At 66.9% G+C, this 20,918-nt stretch carries 17 protein-coding genes; 7 read left to right on the plus strand and 10 right to left on the minus strand.

Features of this window, described 5'->3' with window-relative positions:
* Nucleotides 1–1,566 (minus strand): oligopeptide:H+ symporter, encoded by a 1,566-nt coding sequence (locus tag ROV93_RS07730; RefSeq protein WP_061477998.1) that lies wholly within the window; start codon nucleotides 1,564–1,566, stop codon nucleotides 1–3.
* 162 nt (nucleotides 1,567–1,728) lie between these two features.
* On the opposite strand from ROV93_RS07730, the gene ROV93_RS07735 reads away from it, so the two are divergent.
* Complete coding sequence (locus ROV93_RS07735; protein ID WP_072168362.1) at nucleotides 1,729–2,577, plus strand: endonuclease/exonuclease/phosphatase family protein; 849 nt, start codon at nucleotides 1,729–1,731, stop codon at nucleotides 2,575–2,577.
* A gap of 131 nt (nucleotides 2,578–2,708) precedes the next feature.
* On the opposite strand, the gene ROV93_RS07740 is transcribed toward ROV93_RS07735, so the two are convergent.
* Nucleotides 2,709–3,320 carry a superoxide dismutase gene (locus tag ROV93_RS07740; RefSeq protein ID WP_005410310.1) on the minus strand — a complete coding sequence of 204 codons (612 nt, stop codon included), beginning with the start codon at nucleotides 3,318–3,320 and terminating at the stop codon, nucleotides 2,709–2,711.
* A gap of 219 nt (nucleotides 3,321–3,539) precedes the next feature.
* Between ROV93_RS07740 and ROV93_RS07745 the strand changes: the two genes are divergently transcribed.
* Both ROV93_RS07745 and ROV93_RS07750 read left to right on the plus strand, forming a co-directional pair.
* The gene (locus ROV93_RS07745) at nucleotides 3,540–3,992 is read left to right on the plus strand and encodes a ribonuclease domain-containing protein (RefSeq protein WP_061478000.1); all 453 of its coding nucleotides are present in this window, start codon (nucleotides 3,540–3,542) and stop codon (nucleotides 3,990–3,992) included.
* Nucleotides 3,992–4,405 (plus strand): barstar family protein, encoded by a 414-nt coding sequence (locus ROV93_RS07750; protein ID WP_072168363.1) that lies wholly within the window; start codon nucleotides 3,992–3,994, stop codon nucleotides 4,403–4,405. Before ROV93_RS07745 ends, ROV93_RS07750 begins: the two co-directional genes overlap by 1 nt.
* Before the next feature lie 132 nt (nucleotides 4,406–4,537).
* Here the strand turns inward: ROV93_RS07750 and ROV93_RS07755 are convergent, their stop codons facing one another.
* Complete coding sequence (locus tag ROV93_RS07755) at nucleotides 4,538–6,301, minus strand: hypothetical protein (RefSeq protein ID WP_072168364.1); 1,764 nt, start codon at nucleotides 6,299–6,301, stop codon at nucleotides 4,538–4,540.
* A 10-nt stretch (nucleotides 6,302–6,311) separates the two neighbouring features.
* A complete protein-coding gene (locus tag ROV93_RS07760) occupies nucleotides 6,312–6,911 on the minus strand; it encodes an NfuA family Fe-S biogenesis protein (protein ID WP_049417239.1) in 600 nt (199 codons plus the stop codon).
* A 90-nt stretch (nucleotides 6,912–7,001) separates the two neighbouring features.
* Here ROV93_RS07760 and ROV93_RS07765 point away from each other — a divergent pair, with 90 nt between their 5' ends.
* From ROV93_RS07765 to zupT, 3 genes are all read left to right on the plus strand, one after another.
* The gene (locus tag ROV93_RS07765; protein ID WP_021203009.1) at nucleotides 7,002–7,352 is read left to right on the plus strand and encodes a 4a-hydroxytetrahydrobiopterin dehydratase; all 351 of its coding nucleotides are present in this window, start codon (nucleotides 7,002–7,004) and stop codon (nucleotides 7,350–7,352) included.
* On the plus strand, nucleotides 7,349–7,765 hold the full coding sequence (locus ROV93_RS07770; protein ID WP_005417613.1) for an energy transducer TonB: 417 nt from the start codon (nucleotides 7,349–7,351) through the stop codon (nucleotides 7,763–7,765). Before ROV93_RS07765 ends, ROV93_RS07770 begins: the two co-directional genes overlap by 4 nt.
* A 98-nt stretch (nucleotides 7,766–7,863) precedes the next feature.
* The gene (gene zupT, locus ROV93_RS07775; RefSeq protein ID WP_072168365.1) at nucleotides 7,864–8,673 is read left to right on the plus strand and encodes a zinc transporter ZupT; all 810 of its coding nucleotides are present in this window, start codon (nucleotides 7,864–7,866) and stop codon (nucleotides 8,671–8,673) included.
* A gap of 347 nt (nucleotides 8,674–9,020) precedes the next feature.
* Here zupT and ROV93_RS07780 read toward each other — a convergent pair whose 3' ends face one another.
* Nucleotides 9,021–9,995 (minus strand): RluA family pseudouridine synthase, encoded by a 975-nt coding sequence (locus tag ROV93_RS07780; protein ID WP_049397926.1) that lies wholly within the window; start codon nucleotides 9,993–9,995, stop codon nucleotides 9,021–9,023.
* 407 nt (nucleotides 9,996–10,402) lie between these two features.
* Between ROV93_RS07780 and ROV93_RS07785 the strand changes: the two genes are divergently transcribed.
* Nucleotides 10,403–13,645 carry an Rne/Rng family ribonuclease gene (locus tag ROV93_RS07785; protein ID WP_072168366.1) on the plus strand — a complete coding sequence of 1,081 codons (3,243 nt, stop codon included), beginning with the start codon at nucleotides 10,403–10,405 and terminating at the stop codon, nucleotides 13,643–13,645.
* A gap of 167 nt (nucleotides 13,646–13,812) precedes the next feature.
* Here the strand turns inward: ROV93_RS07785 and ROV93_RS07790 are convergent, their stop codons facing one another.
* From ROV93_RS07790 to ROV93_RS07810, 5 genes are read right to left on the minus strand one after another with little or no spacing between them, the layout of a single operon-like run.
* The gene (locus ROV93_RS07790) at nucleotides 13,813–14,697 is read right to left on the minus strand and encodes an endonuclease/exonuclease/phosphatase family protein (protein WP_072168367.1); all 885 of its coding nucleotides are present in this window, start codon (nucleotides 14,695–14,697) and stop codon (nucleotides 13,813–13,815) included.
* Nucleotides 14,698–14,699: 2 nt separating this feature from the next.
* The gene (locus tag ROV93_RS07795) at nucleotides 14,700–17,867 is read right to left on the minus strand and encodes a discoidin domain-containing protein (protein WP_072168368.1); all 3,168 of its coding nucleotides are present in this window, start codon (nucleotides 17,865–17,867) and stop codon (nucleotides 14,700–14,702) included.
* The gene (locus ROV93_RS07800) at nucleotides 17,864–18,700 is read right to left on the minus strand and encodes a carbohydrate ABC transporter permease (protein WP_005417620.1); all 837 of its coding nucleotides are present in this window, start codon (nucleotides 18,698–18,700) and stop codon (nucleotides 17,864–17,866) included. Before ROV93_RS07800 ends, ROV93_RS07795 begins: the two co-directional genes overlap by 4 nt.
* The gene (locus ROV93_RS07805) at nucleotides 18,697–19,578 is read right to left on the minus strand and encodes a sugar ABC transporter permease (RefSeq protein WP_072168369.1); all 882 of its coding nucleotides are present in this window, start codon (nucleotides 19,576–19,578) and stop codon (nucleotides 18,697–18,699) included. Before ROV93_RS07805 ends, ROV93_RS07800 begins: the two co-directional genes overlap by 4 nt.
* Nucleotides 19,575–20,915 carry a sugar ABC transporter substrate-binding protein gene (locus ROV93_RS07810; protein ID WP_072168370.1) on the minus strand — a complete coding sequence of 447 codons (1,341 nt, stop codon included), beginning with the start codon at nucleotides 20,913–20,915 and terminating at the stop codon, nucleotides 19,575–19,577. The genes ROV93_RS07805 and ROV93_RS07810 overlap by 4 nt, the downstream gene beginning before the upstream one ends.
* Nucleotides 20,916–20,918 lie beyond the last annotated feature (3 nt).

Raw genomic sequence — 20,918 nt, forward strand, 5'->3', positions numbered from 1 at the left:
TCAGGCGCTACGGTAGTTGTCGACCATACGATAGCGTTTCGCGTACCAACCGAAGGCCAACGCCGCGACGAAGGCGAAACCGGCGAAGAAGAACATCAGGAACGCCGCTTCGCTCAGGCCCGTACTGGCAATCCTGTGGGTCACGGCATCGTTGCGCACGGCAGCGTTCGACAGCAGCACCCACAGGTTGCCGATGGTGGTGGTCAGGTTCCAGAAGCTCATCACCACACCCTTCATCGCCTGTGGCGCCTGGCTGTAGGCGAACTCCAGGCCGGTGGCCGAGACCAGCACCTCACCGAAGGTCAGCAGCGCATACGGCAGCATCTGCCAGAAGATCGACATGGCGTTGCCGCCGTCCATCACCACCTGGATGCCGCCGACCACGATCCAGGCCAGGCCGCTGAAGGCGATGCCGGCGGTCATGCGGCGCAGCGCGGTCGGCTCAAAGCCGAAGCGGCGCAGGGCCGGGTACAGCACCAGGTTGTTGAACGGAATCAGGATCATCACCAGCAGCGGGTTCAGCGCCTGCATCTGCGAGGCGGTGAACCAGCTCGGCATCTGCATCTGCTGGCCCTGCAGGACCCAGGTCGAGGCCTTCTGGTCGAACAGCGAGAAGAACGGCGTGGTCAGCGCGAAGATCACCAGCACGCGCAGCACCGAGCGCACGCCTTCCACGGCTTCGGCCGGATGCTGGCCACGGGCGCGGTCCAGCTGCAACCAAGTGCCGCCACCGATGCCGGCGAGGATGGCCACCAGCGCCAGGCACAGGCAGATCACGATGCCCAGCGAGCCGACCAGGCCGAACGAGGCCGCCGCCAGCGCCAGGCCGAGCACGGCGATCACCAGGCCCGGACGGCCCTGGCCGGCCACGCGCGTGGTCAGCGCGGTACGCACCACGTTGGCGAACGAATGCGGATCCTTCGGCGGCAGCGGCACCAGCACGTAGCGCTTGCGGCCCAGCCAGAACACGAAGGTAGCAATGAACATCAGGATGCCCGGGATACCGAACGCCCACTGCGGCCCCCAGTTCTTCAGTGCCAGCGGGATCAGCAGCGAGGCGAACAGCGAGCCGAAGTTGATGATCCAGTAGAAGGCGTCGAAGACGATCTTGGCCAGGTGCTTGTTGCTCTGGTCGAACTGGTCGCCCATGAACGAGGCCACCAGCGGCTTGATGCCACCGGCACCCAGCGCGATCAGGCCCAGGCCGAGGAAGAAGCCCTCGCGGCTGTTCTCGAACAGCGCCAGGCACAGGTGGCCGGCGCAGTAGACCAGGCTGAACCAGAGGATCGTGTGGTACTTGCCGAAGAACCTGTCGGCCAGCCAGCCACCGAGCAGCGGGAAGAAATACACGCCGATCATGAAGCTGTGCATGATGTCCTTGGCTTCACCGGCACGGCCTTCCGCAGTGATTTCCTGCAGCAGCAGCGAGGTGATCAGGAACTGCACCAGGATGTTGCGCATCCCGTAGAAACTGAACCGTTCGCAGGCCTCATTGCCGATGATGTACGGAATCTGGCGCGGCATCTTTCCTTGGCCGGCGATGGGGGCGACTGCGTCGTGGCTCATCCTGTAAGGCATTCCTGCAAAGCGAAAGGCGCAAGGTTACCGGAACCGGGGCTTGCGAAGCACGCTGCAGGGCTGCATGACAACGGTGCCAATCCGTGGCAGGCAGTGCAGGCCCTGCCGGAAGTCACGGCACCTGCACGGCAAAAGCGTAAACTTATCGTTATGCGCCCCCTCGCCCCCGCCCGCCTCCTGCTCAGCTGCCTTGCGCTGTTGCTGGCATTGCAGGCGCAGGCACGACCACAGGCGCCGGCCGCCGTTGCCAGTGAGAGCGAACCTCGGCAGCTGACGGTAGCCGCGCTGGAGCTGCCCAGCCGCGATGACGCGCAATGGAAGCAGCGCCGCGAGCAGGTCGCACAACTGCTGACCGACCTGCAGCCGGACGTGATCTCGGTGCAGCAGGTGCTGCAGCAGCAAGGCCGCAACCCGGCCTGCTGGCTGGCCAGCCGGCTGCGCTACAGCTGCGACTTCGTCACCGCCGACCCACCCAGCCAGCCACTGCGCCATGGCAACGCCATGCTGACCCGGCTGCCGGTGAGCGAGGACGGCGTGACCCTGCTGCATCCTCCCGGCACCTTCAGTGCGGCCGGCATGATGCGGCTGAAGCTGGGCGAGGCGCTGGTCAACATCTATGTGGCGCGGCTGCGCCCGGACCCGGACGAGGCCACTGCCCGCCAACACCAGACCAGCGACCTGATGACCTGGATCGGCGCCACCGCCGAAGGCATGCCGAGCCTGATCGCGGGCGACTTTTCGGCCAGCACGGTGGAGCTGGTGCGGAGCACGCCCGGCTTCCAGCCGGCACGGCGCAATCCCGGCGGCCGCCCCGAGCCGCCTGCGGCCAGTGGCGGCGGCGCCAGTGGCCACGGCTTGGACGTGCTGTTCCAGGTCAAGCACTTCGGCGGCATCCGCCAGCAGCCGATCCTGCTGCCCGCCGACGGCGACCTGCCCGGACTGCGCCTGGGCGTGTTGGCAACCCTGCGCCTGCAGGACGCTACGGCCACGGCGGAATAGGTCGTGCCGGCCGCTGGCCGGCTCCCCGGGTACCACACGATTGCCGGCCAGCGGCCGGCACTACCGAATGGATCCTGCAACAGAAAAGGCCGGGGTCTCCCCCGGCCTTTCCACTCATCCCGTCACCGCGATCAGGCGATCGCTTCCTGGTAACGGCGCTCGACTTCATTCCAGTCGATGACGTTGAAGAACGCGCCGATGTATTCCGGGCGGCGGTTCTGGTACTTCAGGTAGTACGCGTGTTCCCACACGTCCAGGCCGAGGATGGGAGTGTTGCCTTCCATCAGCGGGCTGTCCTGGTTGCCGGTGCTCTCGACCACCACCTTCTTGTCCGGGGTCACGCTCAGCCACGCCCAGCCGCTGCCGAAACGGGTCAGCGCCGCCTTGGTGAAGGCGTCCTTGAACTTGTCGAAACCGCCCAGGTCCTTGTCGATGGCCTTGGCCACGTCACCCACCGGGTTGCCACCTGCGTTCGGGGCCATCACGGTCCAGAACAGCGAGTGGTTGGCATGGCCACCACCGTTGTTGCGCACCGGACCCTGCAGGTTCTCCGGCAACGACTTGAGCTTCTTCACCAGCTCTTCGACCGGCAGGTCAGCGTATTCGGTGCCTTCCAGCGCCGCGTTGACGTTGTTGATGTAGGTCTGGTGATGCTTGGTGTGATGGATTTCCATCGTCGCCGCATCGATATGCGGCTCCAGCGCGTCGTAGGCGTAGGACAGCTTGGGCAGGGTGTAGGCCATGATGCATCTCCTGATTGCGAGGGCACCCGACGATGTCGGGCGGTGCGCCGTGAATGATGGGGACAGACCCGCAGATTACCAAGGGGGATGTAAAGGAAATTGCGTCCTGCCAGTGAGCACGACGGCAATTGTTACGCAGCAGTGACGCGGCACCCTCCTCATGCGCCATGCAGCGCGCAGGCGCTACAGTGCATGTACCACCCTCGCCCGCCCCTGCCCATGCGCAACCCCCGGCTGCTGATCACCGCCATCGCCCTGCTGCTGCTCGGCCTGGTCGCCAACCATTTCCTGCAGCGGCCGCCGGCGCCACAGTTCGCACCGGACCTGCAGGGAACACCGACCGCACGGGCCCCTGCCACGGCAACGCCCGGACGGGACAACGGCCTGCCCGCGTTCCTGCCCACCGAAGCACGCCAGACCATTGCCCTGATCCAGCGAGGCGGTCCATTCCCGCACCGCCAGGACGGCACTACCTTCGGCAACCGCGAGCAGCAGCTGCCACAACGTCCGCGTGGCTACTACCGCGAGTACACCGTCGACACTCCCGGTGCACGCACGCGTGGCACGCGCCGCATCGTCACCGGCGGCGATCCGCCGGAGGCGTGGTACTACACCGACGACCACTACGAATCGTTCCGCAGCTTCACCGTACCGGCCCAGGGAGCGCAGTGATGAGCCACGATGATTTCGGCCTCGGCCTGCATGACATCAACAATGCCGGCGTCTATGCCATCGACAGCGATGACATCGGCGCACTGGCCGCAGCAATGCGCGATGCCAGCCTCAAGGTGATCCGCATCGATCTGGAAGGCGTGACGGACAAGCGCACCCTGCTCGCCCGGCTCGCCGCGCAACTGGATTTCCCGGCCGGTTTCGGCGGCAACTGGGATGCACTGTCGGACAACCTGCGTGATCTGCAATGGCTGCCGGCCAACGGCTACGCGCTGTTCCTGTGCGATGTGGACGCGCTGCGCGCCGCCGCACAGAAGGACTTCGACACCCTGCTGGACGTGATGGATGAAGCCAGCCGCGATTGGGTCGGTCGCGATGTGCCGTTCTGGGTGTTCCTGTCGCAGAGCGCGTAAGGGCAACGCCCTGATAGAGGCTGACCTTGGTCGGCATGGGCGTGCCCCCCATTGGATCATCCACGCATGGCGTGGATCTACCCGGCGCAGCTGGATGCACAGTAGATCCACGCCATGCGTGGATGCGCCGTCCTAGCGGCTCCCGTTGTCTTCCTGCAGTTCCTTCTTGAACGGGATGTCCGGCGGCGGCCGTGCCACGGCCGGCTGGTCCTGCATGTTGGGGTTGGTCAGGCCACAGCCACCGCCGGCCTGCAGGATCGAAATGACGCAGGAAATCCTCGTGTTGGTGCCCGGCAGCGGAATCTCCATCGCCTTGACGCCCTTGCGCACCCATTCGGCCAGCAGCGATTCCTGCGGCACCCAGTACTTGTCGAACGAGGTCGGCGTGTAGTCGTAGGGCGGGCGCTTCAGCCAGGTGCCCGATTGCGCGATGCGCTCCTTGCTCCAGCCGTCGTTGGCGCCACCGGGCGCACCGCGCTCGGCGTGGCCATCGCCGTCCTGGCCCGGCACGCGCACGCTGCCATCGGCATTGAACAGGCCATTGCCCTTGCCGGCAGTGCTGGCCTGGCGGGCGCCACTGCTGGCACCGTTACGGTTACGGCTGGATGAACCCCAGTCGTCGCCCTTGGCAGGCGTGGCCCAGTTGCCTGGATTGGGCGCCGGGCGCGCTCCGGCGTTTGCCGTGCTGCTGGAGGCCGACGGACGCGTGCTGCTGCTCGTCTGCGCCGCGCTGCCTTGCGCCGCAGCCGCAGGCGCCACGGTGGTACTGCCACTGGAGGATGCCGGTGCCGCCGCCGGTGCCGCTGCCGGGGCCACTTCACGCTCCCGCACCTGTACATCACGGCCGGTGGGCGCGCGTACGGCGGGCTCACGCCCGGCCACCGCCGCCATCCGCACCTGCGGATCGGCCACGGCCTGCACTTCACGTTCACGCACCTGCACGTCCTGCTGTGGCACGCGCACCTGCATTTCAGGGCTGCGCAGCGGTTTGGGTGCGACGGGCGCTTCGACGATGCTGACTTCGCGTTCGCGCACCTGGATGTCACGCACCTGCGGCGTGCGCACGGCCAGTTCCGGGCTGCGCATCTGGCTTGGCGTCGGCGGCGCCTGCACCGGCTGCACGCTGCGCTCGCGCACAACGGGCGTGCTGTCACGCGGTACGACGCTGACTTCGGTTCGAGGCACGCTGACCGGCGGCACCACGAAATCCGTGCTGGCCTGCGCCACCTCGGTGGCCTGGACCGGTGAAGGCGGCGGCGCGGCAACCGGCGCCGGCTCGGCTTCGGCAGGCGGCGGAGGAACACTGGCGGTCGGCGCGGATGCAGGGGAAGATGCGGCGGCTTCGGCAGCCGCCGGGTGCGGGGCAGGAGCTGTGGCGGCACCCGTCTGCTGCCCCGTCGCAACCCGACCTGCCGCAGCGGCCGCAGCGACTTCGGCGCCTGGCTGATCGCCCCCGCCTTCCTGGGTCGCGCGGCCGACGAACTCCACCTGCACGCGCTCACCCTCGGCACCCTCTTCGTCTGGCGCAGTGGTGCGGATCACCGCCACCCACAGCAGCAGCATGAAGAACAGCAGGTGCAGCAGTGCGCTGATCAGTGCCGAGGTCCAGCGCATCCAGCGCTGGTCGCGCGGCGCAGCGTCCCAGTCCTGCCAGAACAGACGGCGCAACGCTTGCCACAGCGACAGCTGCGGCGATTGGCCTGGCCGGCCGGGCAGCGGACGCGGCAGCAACACCGCAATTACTTCGCCGGCATGCAACGGCCGCGGCAGCGGCCCCAGCGAGCGCAGCCACAACGCCCAGCCATAAGGCAGGCGCGTGGTCTTCTCAAGGACGGCGCGGGGCTGCTGGCGGGCCAGCAGCAGATCGATGAGTTGCTCGGCCCGGGTCAGAGGCACGCGTCAGCGATCAGGCGACGTTGTCGCGCGGAATGTACGGCGCGTGGCCGCTGTCGTGGTCGGTCGCGTCGCGCACGGCGGTCACGCCCGGCACGCGGCCCATCAGGGTCTTTTCGATGCCCTGCTTGAGCGTCACGTCGGCCATGCCGCAGCCCTGGCAGCCACCACCGAAGCGCAGCAGCACCACGCCGTCGGCCGAGACTTCCTGCACGGCCACCTTGCCGCCATGCGAGGCCAGCTGCGGATTGACTTCGTTCTCCACCACCCAGTGCACGCGCTCGACCAGCGAGGCCGCATCACCGGGCGCTTCACCCTTGATGCGCGGCGCCTTGATGGTCAACTGCTGGGCACCGGCGGTGCCGGCGACGATGTCGATCTCTGCGCCGTCGAGCCAGCCAACGCTGCCGGCATCGACATAGAGGGTGAAGCCATCGCAGTCCACCGCCCACTCGTCGCCCAGCAGGTCGGTGGGTTCGGCGAATTCCAGCCGGGCGTCGGCGCGCGGGGTACCGGGGTCGACCGCGCTCAGGCGCACGCCCATGCCAGGCACGCCCTCGCGTTCGATCAGCTTGCGGAAATGGGTCTGGGCAGTGTCGGAGATCTGGATCATCAGGCTATTCTAGCCAAGTAAGCGTCAGCCGCTCATTCGGTTTATACACCGTCCGGCGCATTGTTCAGTCAACACGAGGTGGAGATTCCCATGGCCGACCTGATTCCACTGGCCCAGGCCCGTTGCGTGCCACGCAAAGGCAGCGACCACAAGCTCGGCGAAGCCCGCCTGGCCGAACTGCTGCCGCAGGTTCCCGGCTGGGAGCTGAGCGAGGGCGGGCAGGCCCTGACGCGCACCTTCCGCTTCAAGGATTACTACGCCACCATGGCCTTCGTGAACGCGCTGGCCTGGATTGCCCATCGCGAGGACCACCACCCGGACCTGGGCGTGCACTACGACCGCGCGGTCGTGCGCTTTTCCACCCATGACGTGGGCGGTCTGAGCGAGAACGACTTCATCTGCGCGGCAAAGACTTCGGCCCTGACGGAGCAACTGCCATGAACGTACGCTTGCTGAGCCTGTCCCTGATCGCTGCGACCGGCCTGGCCGGCTGCGGCTCGTCCGAACCGCCGGCACCACCGCCGCCACCGCCGACCGAAGTCGCAGCAGTGAAGACGCCGCCGCCGCAGTACCCGCTTGAACTGGCCTGCATGGGCGTGGGCGGCACCAGTACGTTCAAGGTGACCATCGGCACCGACGGCAAGCCGAGCGAGGTCGCCCTGCTGACTGGCGCGGGCAACCCGCAGCTGGACGAACTGGCCAAAACCGCCGTGCAGGGCTGGCAGTTCAAGGCCGCGACACGCAATGGCCAGCCGGTGCCGGCCACCATCCAGGTGCCGGTCAGCTTCAACCCGCCGCAGCCGAAGCCGGACCAGTGCTTCGCCATTGAAGAGCGCCTGCGCCGCGGCGGCTGATCGCACGCAACCCGACGAGGCCAGCCGGCGCCCGCCTCGCCCTCGCCGCCCCGGTCCTGTCCGGGGCGGTTGTCTGTTGACCAGGACTGCGTCGGTAGATGCTGCAGATTCCCCCCGAAAACATCTGGATTGCGCTGGCGGTCACCCTCGCGGCCGGCCTCGCCACTGCGATCGGCAGCCTGCTGGTGCTGTTCTCGCGCCGCCCCAACCCGCGCCTGCTGGCCTTCGGCCTGGCCTTCGCCGGCGGCGCGATGGTCTATGTGTCGCTGTCGGAAATCCTCAACAAGTCCATTGCTTCGTTCGCACTGGCCCATGGCGAGCGCACCGGTTTCACCTACGGCACCCTCGCGTTCCTGCTGGGCGTGATCGTGATCGTGATGATCGACCACTTCATTCCCAACCCGCATGACAGCCTGGACAAGCAGGATCCCGCGTTCCGCGAGAACAGCCGCGAGTACCTGAAGCGGGTGGCGCTGCTGACTTCCGTCGCGATCACCGCGCACAATTTCCCGGAAGGGCTGGCGACCTTCTTCGCCACGCTGGAAAGCCCGTCGGTGGGCATGCCACTGGCCTTTGCGATTGCCATCCACAACATCCCCGAGGGCATCGCGATCGCGGTGCCGGTGTACTTCGCCACCCAGAACAAGGCCTATGCATTCAGCGCCAGCCTGCTGTCGGGCCTGGCCGAGCCGGTGGGCGCGGCGCTCGGCTACTGGTTGCTGTCCGGGTCGCTGTCGCACGCCACCTTCGGCTGGGTGTTCGGGCTGATTGCCGGCGTGATGGTGTTCCTGGCACTGGACGAGCTGCTGCCGGCCGCCAAGCGCTATGCGAAGGGCCACGAGACCGTTTATGGGCTGGTGGCCGGCATGGGCACGCTGGCGATCAGCCTGGTGCTGTTCAAATGGTGAGGGGTTTGCGGCCGACGGGCTGAGCCCCTTCGCGGCTGGTACGTCCCACAGTATCGAGAGGTCACGGGCGGGTATGGGCCTACGCTGCGGATGTCCGGGTCCGCCTTGTAGCGAGCCGAGCACCGCAGGTCCGGCGAGGGCGAAGAGGCGCGGGTGTCTGAGCGCAGCGAGTTCCGCGCCGTCCCTCGGCGGACCGAGGAGCGCAGGGCACCGGCGCGCGGCGCCGGCTCGCGGATGGCGGCGTGTTTCTTTGGTTACTTTCTTTGCACGAGCAAAGAAAGTGACAAGCCCACTCTCCGCAGGGAAGCGACGGCGCCGACCGAGCACCCGGCGCCGCCGAACCGCCGTCAGCGCAGGCGGTCCAGCGCCTCGACCAGCTCATCCGCCAGCGGCGCGTTCAGCACATACGGGCTCTTGCCGTCGTCCAGTGCAAACTCCAGCGAGGCCGCGTGCAGGAACAGGCGCTTCAGCCCGATCTGCTCACGAAGCCGCTTGTTGACCGCAGGATCGCCGTATTTGTCGTCACCGGCCACCGGATGGCCCAGATGCTGGGCATGCACGCGGATCTGATGGGTGCGGCCGGTTTCGATGCGCACCTCGCAGTACGACTGGCCGCCGCGGCGCTCCAGCACCCGGAAGTGACTGATCGATTCCTTGCCGATCGCATTGACCTGTACATGGCGCTCGCCACCCTGGCGCAGGCCCACGTGCAGCGGCGCGTCGACGGTCATCACGCCGTCCGGCATGCGGCCGGCCAGCAGGGTCAGGTAGCGCTTGCGGATGCCGGCGCCGTGGTCTTCACGCAACAGCGCCTGCAGTTCGCTCAGCGCCGAACGCTTCTTGGCCACGATCAGCAGGCCCGAGGTGTCGCGATCCAGCCGATGGACCAGCTCCAGTGTCTGTCCCGGGCGCAACGCGCGCAGAGTCTCGATGGCACCGAAGCTGATGCCGCTGCCGCCATGGCTGGCCACGCCGGAGGGCTTGTTCAGGGCCAGCAGCCGGGCGTCCTCGAAGACGATGGCCTGCTCCAGGCGCCGCATGAACGCCTCTGGCGGGCCGGCCTTGTCTCCTTCCTCACTGAGACGGACCGGCGGCACACGCACCTCATCGCCCGCCTCCAGCTTGCGCTCGGCCTTGGCGCGGCCGCCGTTCACCCGAACCTGCCCGCTGCGCACCAGCTTGTACACCAGGCTGCGCGGGGCTCCCTTCAGCTGGCCGAGCAGGAAGTTGTCCAGGCGCTGGCCGGCGCGGTCGGCGGGAACGGTGATCATGCGCACGGAAGGCTTGTCGCCAGCGGGTTTGGTCGGGTCTTGGGCGGTCATCAGGCTGTTTATTCTGTTACACTCGGGGGGCGAGATAAGGGATTGATTTCGTTGGAAGTTACTCAGGGCCAGAAGCCCAGCTTCCGACGAATCCGGCACAGTGCGCGACCACCGCCCGCGGGGCGGCCATGTTAGCGGCTCACCGGCCTTCCCGGCCATCGCCGGATGCCTGACACGCAACCGTGCTGAACATGTCCCGCGTGGCGCTCCAGCCTGGCTGACAGCTGCCTGCGGCCCTGCAACACCCAAAACCCATAAGAGTGAAGCGCTCCCGCGGCCTGCCGTGGTGTCGTAGCGCTGGAAACCCAAGCCGCCCTCCCCGCGCTTGCGCGAATGGGCGGCGAGCCGTGTCCAGAGGCGAAACCCCATGGCGTTCCGCGCGGTAGCCGCTTGCGAGGAACGCAACAATGAAGCGAATGCTGATCAACGCCACGCAGGCTGAAGAGCTGCGTGTTGCCATCGTGGATGGCCAGTCGTTGTATGACATCGACATCGAACAGCCGTCGAAGGAACAGAAGAAGTCCAACATCTACAAGGGCCGGATCTTCCGCATCGAGCCCTCGCTGGAAGCCGCCTTCGTCGAGTACGGCGGTGGCCGCCATGGCTTCCTGCCGCTGAAGGAAATCTCCCGCGACTACTTCCAGGCCGGTGTCGACCACAACAAGGCCGGCATCCGCGAGCTGCTGAAGGAAGGCCAGGAGATCGTTGTCCAGGTCGACAAGGAAGAGCGTGGCAACAAGGGCGCCGCCCTGACCACGTTCATCTCGCTGGCCGGCCGCTACATGGTGCTGATGCCGAACTCGCCCAGCGCCGGCGGCGTGTCCCGCCGCATCGAGGGCGAAGACCGTGCCGCGCTGAAGGAGGCCCTGGACAAGCTGAACATTCCCGACGACATGGGGGTGATCATACGTACCGCCGGCGTCGGTCGCGATGCGGAAGAGCTGCAGTGGGACCTGGACTACCTGCTCAACGTCTGGCGCGCCATCGCCGAAGCCGCACTGAGCAAGCCGGCCCCGTTCCTGATCTACCAGGAATCGCGCCTGATCGTGCGCGCCCTGCGTGACTACCTGCGCGCCGACATCGGCGAGATCCTGGTGGACACCGAGGAGATGTACGAGCACGCCCGCGAGTTCATGCAGCAGGTGATGCCGCAGACCCTGCGCAAGCTCAAGCACTACAAGGACGACATCCCGCTGTTCAACCGCTTCCAGATCGAGTCGCAGATCGAAGGTGCCTACGAGCGCAACGTGCGCCTGCCGTCGGGTGGCTCGATCGTGGTCGACCAGACCGAAGCATTGACCGCAGTCGACGTGAACTCCTCGCGCGCCACCAAGGGCAGCGACATCGAGGACACCGCGTTCCAGACCAACCTGGAAGCGGCCGAGGAAGTGGCTCGCCAGCTGCGCCTGCGCGACCTGGGCGGTCTGGTGGTGATCGACTTCATCGACATGGCCTCCAACAAGCACCAGCGCGAGGTCGAGAATCGCCTGGCCAACGCGCTGAAGTACGACCGTGCCCGCGTGCAGGTCGGCCGCATCTCGCGCTTCGGCCTGCTGGAAATGAGCCGCCAGCGCCTGCGCCCGAGCCTGGGCGAATCCAGCCAGATCGTCTGCCCGCGTTGCGACGGCCACGGCCGCATGCGCAGCGTCGAGTCGCTGTCGCTGTCGATCATCCGCGTCGCCGAAGAGCACGCGATGAAGGAGAACACCGGGCAGGTGCTGGTCCAGGCGCCGGTGGAGATCGCCAACTACCTGTTGAACGAGAAGCGCAGCGCCCTGCGCGAGATCGAGCAACGCCACGAAGCGCCGATCGTGATCGTCGCCGACGAGCAGCTGCACACCCCGCACTATGCGGTCACCCGCCTGCGTGAGAACGAGCTCGGTGAAGAGAGCAGCAAGCCCAGCTACCAGCGCGGCACCCCGCGCAAGCTGCCGGTGCACGCCCTGACCAAGGGCCAGCTGAACATCCCGCCGCCGGCAGTGACCCAGGTCAAGCACACCTCTCCCGCCCCGGTGCGCGAGGAAGCGGCTCCGGCTGCAGTCGCTCCGGCTCCGGTCGTGGCAGCGCCCGTGGCGCCGGCTTCGAGCGGCGGCGTGATCGGTTGGCTCAAGCGCGTGTTCGGTGGCGAGCCGGCGCCGGCGCCGGCTCCGGCCGCCCCGGCTCCGCGCCAGCAGCAGGACGGTGGTCGCAAGGACCGCAACAAGGATCGCAACAAGGATCGCAAGGACCGTCGCGACGAAAACCGTGGCAACGGTGGCAACGGCAACGCGCAGCAGCAGAAGGATGGCGGCAACCGCAAGGACCGTGGTGAGCAGCGCAACAAGGACGGCCGCAACGGCAACAACGGCAATGCCCAGCAGCAGCCACAGCAGGGCAGGCAGAAAGAACCGCAGCAGAAGGATGGCCAGCAGCAGCCGCAGCAGCAGCACAAGCCGCGCAACGAGCAGCAGGGCCAGAACCAGAACCAGCCGAAGCTGAAGCAGCCCAAGCAGCCGCGCCAGCAGCAGGACGGTGACAAGCCGGCCGAGAAGCCGCAGCGCAGCGTCGCCGAAGCCCCGGTTGAAGGTGTGACCGCGGCAGCAGCTGTGGCCGCCAACGCCGTCGCCGCCAACGTGGTGACCGCGCAGGAAGCCACTACACCGGTCGCCCCGGTTGCCCCGGTGGCCGCCGCTCCGGTGGACGCAGTGCCGGTCGAGACCGCTGCCGGCGAGGCCGAAGTGGTTGCGGTTGCCGGTGAAGAGACTGCAGCCGACGCCCATGGCGAGCAGGCTGGCGAAGGTGCAACCCGCCGCCGTCGCGGCCGTCGTGGCGGCCGTCGTCGTCGTCGCGGTGGCGCCGAGAACGCTGCCGGTGGTGACGGCCTGGGCGATGACCAGGACGAGGGTGACGAGGGTGATGACGCCGAGGGCGTCGAGCCGAACGTCGACAGTGCCGCCCCGGCCACTCCGGTCGCCGCCGCACAGCCGACCCGTGCGCAGCCGGAATTCGATTTCGATGACGAAGCCGAACCGGTTGCTGTCGAAGCCGAGAAGCCGGTCCGTACTGCCGCCGCTGCTGTCGCCGCACCGGTGGCGGTGGTGAGCAGCGCCGTGGTCGAGACTGCCGCACCGATCACCGCCGAAGTGCCGGCGGCGGTTGAAGCCGCAGCCAAGGCAGAGCCGGTGTCCTCGCCGGTGCAGACCAGCATGCTCGATGCCATCGACGCAGCAACCCCGGCGCAACCGGTGGCTGTTGCCGCACCGGCGGTCGAAGCAAAGCCGGTCGCGGTGGAAGCAGCCCCGGTGGCTGAAGTCACTCAGGCGATCGAAGCGAAGCCGGCGGCAGTCGAGGCTGCACCGGTGGCTGAAGCCAAGCCGGCCGCTACCGAAGCCGCTCCGGTGGCAGAAGCCAAGCCGGAGATCGTTGAGGCTGCTCCGGTGGTTGAAGCCAAGCCGGTCGTCGAGACCGCGCCGGTGGCCGAACAGCCGGTCGCTCCGGTGGCAGTTGAAGCTGCACCGGTGGAAGCTGCGGCCCCGGTCGCCGATGCAGTGGTGACACCGTCGATCGATCCGGTCGCCGATGGCCACGCCGATGCGGCAGCCCAGGCGGCCGAAGCCAAGGCCGACGAAGAAGACGAAGAAGGCGCCAAGCGCACGCCGCCGGCGAACTGATCGCGCTTTGATCGCGTGAAAGAACGGCGGGGATCGATGATCCCCGCCGTTTCTGTTTGTGCGCCGGGCGCGTGCAGCGCTCTGGTAGAGGCCAACCCTGGTCGGCGCCGTTGTTGGAGCGAACGCGGACACGTCCGTGCCAACCAAAGGTGGCACCTACCAGGACATCAGTGCGCCGGAGCGAATTGCAGGCGGGTCCACACGCCATAATGGTCCGAGGCCCAGCGACCGCTGTCATCGGGCTGGTCGAACAGGAGCTTGGCCTCACGTGCGACCATCGCGTCCTGCTGGAAGAAGATGTGGTCGATCCGCGAGGCCACCGGGTAGTAGTGCCTGTTCAGCGTACTGACCCCGGCCAGGTCGGTGTTGACGTGCACGCTGCCGTAGCTGTCACCGTAATGGCTGCGCAGCTCGCTCAGGTCACTGGCATCGACCAGCGCGTTGAAGTCGCCCGCGATCACCACCGGTGCGCCGGCTGAGGTGCTGGCGATGAAGCGCAGCAGGTCCTCGACCTGGGTGCGACGGATGCGCTGGCCATTTTCGTCGCTGCGCTCGTTGAAGTGGGTGGCATAGACGTTGACCGCCTTGCCGTCCACATTGATGCGCAGATGGGCGACCGTCCGGTAGTCGTCCAGCGGCTGTAGCAGGTGCTCATCCTGGGCGAGGATCGGCCGCCGGGTCAGCAGCGCATTGCCGTAACGTTTCGGCGCACCCACCGGATCGGTGGACACGAACACGTACTTGTAGCCGAGTTGGCTGGCCAGCCACTGCGCCTGGTTGCGCACGTTGCGGCGCTGGATCACCTCCTGCAGGGCAACCGCATCCGGCTGCAGGCGCTTGAGCTCGGCCAGGATGGTGCGGCGGCGGCTCGGCCAGTCCTCGCGGTCGTGATGCAGGTTGAAGGTCACCATGCTCATGCCTGGTGCGCTGGCGATGTCAGCCGCTGTCGCGGCGGTTGGCACGGCTGCCATCACGGCACCCGGCAATGCCAATGCAATGGCCAGTCCCAGGGCACGCACGGCCGTGCGCACCCTTCCCCCCTGCTGCTTCATCGTTACTGCCCCTTGCGCTCGGCGCGGCGCACCGCGCCCGGTACATCGATCTCGACCCGCGCCGGCAGCTGGTGCACGTGCAGTTCCCTGTCGGTCCATTCGGCCGCTTCGCCGTTGATGGTCGCCTCGCCCGGATCACCGGCGTACGGCCACGGCAAGACCACGCCACCGACCGGTGGCACCAGGCCCGGCTGCACCTCCAGCACCAGCTGCTTGTCGCTGCGCTGCAGGCGGTAGTTGAGCTGGCCCTGCGGCGTGCGCAGGCCCTGCACAGCGATGCCCTCGCCCTGCAGCCAGGCGGTCGGAATGCCGGCGGCCAACACCAGCGCATCGTCCATGTCACGGCTGTAGGCGAACATGTCCAGGGCCGAGCGCACGAAGTCCGAAGCGACCCAGGCATGCGGCAGGTCACCGACGAAGAACGGCTTGCGCGGCGTGCGCGAGACCACTTCGGCCCACTGGTTCCAGGCCTGCGGCGCACGGTCCTTGAAGAAGAACTCAGTCGCCTGCCAGGCGCGATCGCGCCAGCCAAGGCGGACGAAGGCGGCCACGTTGCGCCACTCGTAGGGCGTGTAGTCCTTCCACTCGCGCTTGCCGTCCCGACGGGCCACGAATTCCTTCCAGTAGCGCTCGAAAGTGGCATCGAGCGCCTGCTGCGGAAGGCGCCCCTGTTCACCGCCCGGAGCCAGCGCGATGGTGGTCGAGGTCGCATCGAAATCGCCCAGCTCGGCCGAGCCCGGCAGGTAATCGATGTTGTGCTGCTGCATCGCCGACAGCAGCGAGGCCTGCAGGTCATCACGGAACTGGTCACGCGATTCGGCAATCTGCATGGCTTCGACCTTGCCCAGCTGGGCCGCCAGCGATGCCGCATCCTTGTAGCCGCGCAAGGCCCAGAAATTGTCCCAGTACGAATGCATCGGCTTGGCCGAATAGCCTTCGTGGCTGATCGAGGCCGGCATCATCCCGTAGAACGCCGGATTGCGCGCCCGATTCTCGTCCGTGCGCTCGCTGGCGCGAAGCTGCTCCATGTAGTTGTAGGCGCCCTGCACATGCGGCCACATCAGTTCGGCGAAGGTGCTGTCACCGGTATAGCGCCCATACTCGGCAATGCTGTAGATCAGCTCGCCATGGCTGTCGTTCTCGGGCACCGGATCGCTGCCACGTGCATCGACACAGCACGGCACCTTGCCATTCTCGAACTGATAAGGCGCATACCAGTTGATGTAATCACGCACCGCATCACTGCGCCCCATGCGCAGAAGGCCCTCTGAAATCATCGCGCCATCGCGGATCCAGCTGCGCGCGTACGAGCGCGTGCCCGGCTGCAGGCGCGGGCCGACCCGCGAGATCAGCATGTGCGCCACGGCGGAGCGCAGGGTATCGACCAGTGCCTGGCCCGCAGCCGGTACCTGCAACGAGACCACCCCCAGCTTCTGCCGCCACTGCTCTGCGACCTGTGCCTGTGCCTTAGCCACATCCAGCGCCTGCGGCGCCCAGCCTCCGGTCTGTGGCAACACCACCGCCACTTCTCGGCTCTGGCCAGGCTCCAGCTTGATCGTATACAGCAGCGCACCGGACGCCATGCCGGTGCTGTCCTTCACCGCCGTGCTGGCCGGGTATTTCCCGGAGGCCAGATGCATCGCGTCGAGCTTGCCATCGAACGTGCTGGCAAAGCGCGCATCCGGCACCTGCAACGGATAGATGCGCGGCTCACCGTTGATGCGCACCAGCTGTTCGCCCACATCCAGCGCATCGATGCGACTGAAGCCGCCGACGGTATTGAGGAACTGGGTCGGCGGGTTCACCTGCCACGGCCGGATCGCCAGCGCCAGGGTGTACTCGTGCGCCACCTTGTCCGGATTGCTCAACCGGTAGCGGCCGATCAGCTGCGCGCGCTCCGGCGTGCCCTGCACGAAGCTGGTTACCGCCAGGCCGGCCTTCTCATGCACCCAGTCGACATTGGCGATGGGCAGGTAGCGATCCTGCAGCGACTGGGTGATGGCCACTGTCGACCAGTCCAGCAACTTGCCGTCCACGCGGATGAACGGCTCGATGCTGAAACTGCCCTTGGCCGGTTCCAGGGCACCGTCCTCGCTGATCAGTGCCTGCTCCTGGCCGCCATCGAGGCCGAGCAGGGTCCAGTACGGCTGTTCGCCCACATATGCACGCGGCAGCGAGCCGCGCGGCAGGTCGGCCGCCACCGAGGACAGGAATGCGTTCGGCGTGGCCGCGAACGCCAGCGGCTTGAGCGTGATGTCACGGATGCCATAGCGCCAGTTCGGGCCATCGTGTAGATCGAAGCGCACGTAGCGCGCGTCGGTATCCGGCAGCGCCAGCCAGTCGCGGCCGCCCGCACCGCCGGTCACCTCGCGCACGGTGCGCCAGTCCCGGCCATCCTCGGACGTCCGCACGGTGTAGCGATTGGCTTCCAGGTTCGGCAGCCAGTCAATCACCGCGCCGCCGATCTCGCGGCTCTTGTGCAGGTCCAGGCTGATGGTCTGCTGCTTGACCCCGCCACTGATCCAGAACGTATCGCTCTTTCCGTCGATCATCCGGTCCTGCAGCGCGGTGGCGGTGTCGGCGATCACCGATGGCACCAGCGCCGAATCATCCTGCGGCGGCAGGCCCTGCAGGGTCAGCTTGTCGAAGCACACCGTGCCGCGGCCGCCGACCTTGCTGTAGATCGTGAACTCGACCGCAGCGCTGCGCGCCATCTCCTTATCCGGCGATGGCCCCCATGCCTTGTCGATCTGGCGACGGCGGTATTCGACCGGCGTCCACGCCTTGGGGAAGCTGTAGCCCGGACGGTTGACCCACCAGACATTATCGCCGCTGGCATCGATCAGCTTGAACTGCAGGTCGTTGCCCGGCGAATCTCCCCGCAGCTGGAAGCCGAAGCGGTAGTTGGCCGGGTACTCGATACCCAGCGCGCGGCGGATGCCGACGTAGCCCGACACCTTGTGGAAATCGTAGTCCAGGCACAGCGCGCGGCCGCCACCGGCACCGCTCACCGGCCGCAGCGAACCGCTGACCTGGTCGGACAGCACCAGCTTCCAGGCGCCGATGTCGTCGAAATCGTCCAGTACCTTCGGCGCCGGCAGTGCCGGTGGTGCGGCGATCGCCAGGGAAGTCCACAACAGGCCCAGTCCAACGGCGATCGCTCGCTTCATCCCTTGACGCTCCCCAGCAACAGACCTTGGATGTAGTACCGCTGCAGCACCAGGAACAGTGCCAGCACCGGAACCACGGTGACCACCGCGCCAGCCATCATCATTTCCACGTCCATGATGTGCTCGCGCGAGAGGGTGGCCAGCGCCACCGGCAAAGTGTAGTGCTCCTGGTCGGTCAACACGATCAGCGGCCACATGAAATCGTTCCATGCACCCATGAAGGTGAAGATCGCCAGGGTCACCAGTACCGGCTTGAGCATCGGCAGCACGATCTGGAAGAAGATGCGCAGCTCCCCCGCGCCGTCGATGCGGGCCGCTTCAAGCAGCTCGTCCGGGATCGAACGCGCGTACTGGCGCACCAGGAAGATACCGAACACGCTGGCCAGCGCTGGCACGATCACGCCGCCAAAGCTGTTGACCAGGCCCAGCTGCTTCATCAGCAGGAACAGCGGCAGCATCGCCACCTGCGCCGGGATCACCAGCGCCGCCATCAGCACCTGGAACAGGCGTTCGCGGCCAACGAAGTTGAGCTTGGCGAAGGCGTAGCCAGCCATGGTGTTGAGCAGCAGCGAACCCAGCGTGATAGCCAGCGACACCAGCAGGCTGTTGGCGAAGTTGCCGCCCATGCCGGTGCGCGCGAACAGCTCGTGGTAGTTGTGCGTGGTGATGCTCGAAGGCAGCAGTGGCGGCGGGAAATGACTGGCCTCGCCCTGCGGCATGAACGAGACCGAGAGCATCCACAGCAGCGGTGCAAGGCTGACCAGGGCCAGCACCAGCAACGCACCATTGATCATCCACGGATACCAGCGCGACTGGCCGATTTCACGACTCATACCAACTGCCTCTTGCGGCCGAAACGCAGCATCACGGTGGTCACCGCCAGGATGATCAGGAACAGCAGGAACGCCACCGCGGAGGCGCGCCCCAGGTTCCACCACTTGAAGCCTTCCTCGAACATGAAATACAGCACGCTGACGGTGCTCTGCAGCGGATCGCCGCGGGTCATGACATACGGCTCGGCGAACAGCTGGAAGTAGCCGGACACGGTGATCACCCCGACCACCAGCAGTACCGGGCCGAGCATCGGCAGGGTAATGTGCAGGAACTGCTTCCAGCGCGAAGCGCCGTCGATGCGCGCGGCTTCGTACAGGTCATGCGGGATCGCCTGCAGGCCGGCGAGGAAGATCACCATGTTGTAGCCGAAGTTCTTCCACACCGCGAACAGCATGATGGTCGGCATCGCCCAGTTGGGATCACCCAGCCAGTCGATCGGACTGATGCCCAGATGGCCCAGCCCGTAGTTCACCAGGCCATAGCTGGTATGGAACAGGTAGCGCCAGATCACCGCCACCGCCACCAGCGTGGTCACCACCGGCGCGAACAGTGCCGTACGGAACAGGGCCTTGAAGCGTGCGGCCGGTGCGTTGAGCAGCATGGCCGCGCCCAGCGACACACCAATCGACAACGGTACGCCGATCAGCACGAAGTAGGTGGTATTCCACAGCGACTTCCAGAACATCGGCGTCTGCAGCAGGTCGATGTAGTTGCCCAGGCCGACGAAGCGCAGGTTGCTGCTGTCGGCCAGTGCATAGAGGTCGAAGTCGGTCACGCTCAGTGCCAGCGCCGAGGCGACCGGCAGGCCGAAGAACACGCCCAGCACGATCAGCGAGGGGCCGGCGAAGATCCAGCCGGCCAGCGAAGTACGTGTCATTGCGCGCTCCCGGCGGCCACTGCGCTGCTCGATTGCGGCGACGGCGCGCGCTCCTGCAGGCGTTGTTGTTCATGCATCCAGCGGCGCTTGGCCAGCACCTTGTCCACGCGCTGGTCCAGTTCGGCCACGGCCTTGTCCTGCGGCAGGCCACCGCGCACCACCTTCTCGGTGACAATGCGCATTTCCTGCACGATGCGCTCCCATTCGAGCACCTTCGGCGTCGGCTTGACCCGCTCCAGCTGATCGCGGAACGCGGCGGCCAGCGGATCGTTGGCCAGCGACGGCGCGTTCCAGGCGCTGCGGCGCGGCGGCAGGTCGCCGATGATCGAATGGAAGCGCGCCTGGATCTGCGGGCGCGACAGGAATTCGATCAGCTTCCAGGACGCCTGCTTCTGCTGCGACTTGCGGAAGATCACCAGGCTGGTGCCGCCGGCGATGCCCGCGCCCGGACCGTCGGGCCCCGGCAGCGCAGCGGTGCCCCACTGTCCTTCCAGTTCCTTCGGCTGCAGTTTCTTGAACTCGCGGATGTTCCAGGGGCCGGAGATGTAGAACACGTTGAAGCCGCGGAAGAATTCATCCCAGACGTTGGAGATCTGCGTCTCGGACATCTTCGGCGCCCAGCCCTGCTCGAACATGTTGGCGTAGAAGGACAGCGTGCGGCGGAACCCCGGGCTGGCGAAATTGCCGCGGGTATCGTCGTCGCGCAGCAGCGGGTCGGGCTGCTGCAGGGCCAGCGACAGCTGCTGCTCGAACTCGTTGATCGGCATCAGCACTGCGTAGCGGTTCGGGCCCTGCATGCGCTTGATCGCCACCATCTGCTCGTCCCACTCGGCCCAGGTACGCGGCGGGTGGTCGTAGCCGGCCTTGGCCAGCAGGTCCTTGCGGTAGTAGATCAGGCGCGTATCGACGTACCACGGCACGCCGACCAGCTCGCCGTGGATCACGTTGGTATCCCAGATGCCCTGGAAGTAATCTTTCGGATCGACCACAGCGGAGCGCTGCACGAACGGCTGCAGCGGGGTCAATGCATCGAGTTCGGCGAACTCCGGCACCCAGGTGTTGCCGAGCTGGCACACGTCCGGCAGGCCATCGGCGGCGAACGCGGTCAGCAGCTTTTCGTGCGCGGCGGTCCACGGGATGTTCTGCACATCCACCTTGATGCCGGGATTTTCGGCCTCGAACTCGTGGATCAGCTCGCTGACCACCTCGGCTTCGCGGCCCATCGCCCAGAAGCGCACGGTGGTGGTGCCCGGTTCGGTGCGGGCGCAGCCGGCCACGGCCAGGGTGGCCAGGGCAGGCAGCGCCCAGCGGCGCAGGCGGTCGATCCAGTTCGGCATCGG

The sequence above is a fragment of the Stenotrophomonas maltophilia group sp. msm4 genome, from assembly GCF_032025605.1.
Taxonomy (GTDB): domain Bacteria; phylum Pseudomonadota; class Gammaproteobacteria; order Xanthomonadales; family Xanthomonadaceae; genus Stenotrophomonas; species Stenotrophomonas sepilia.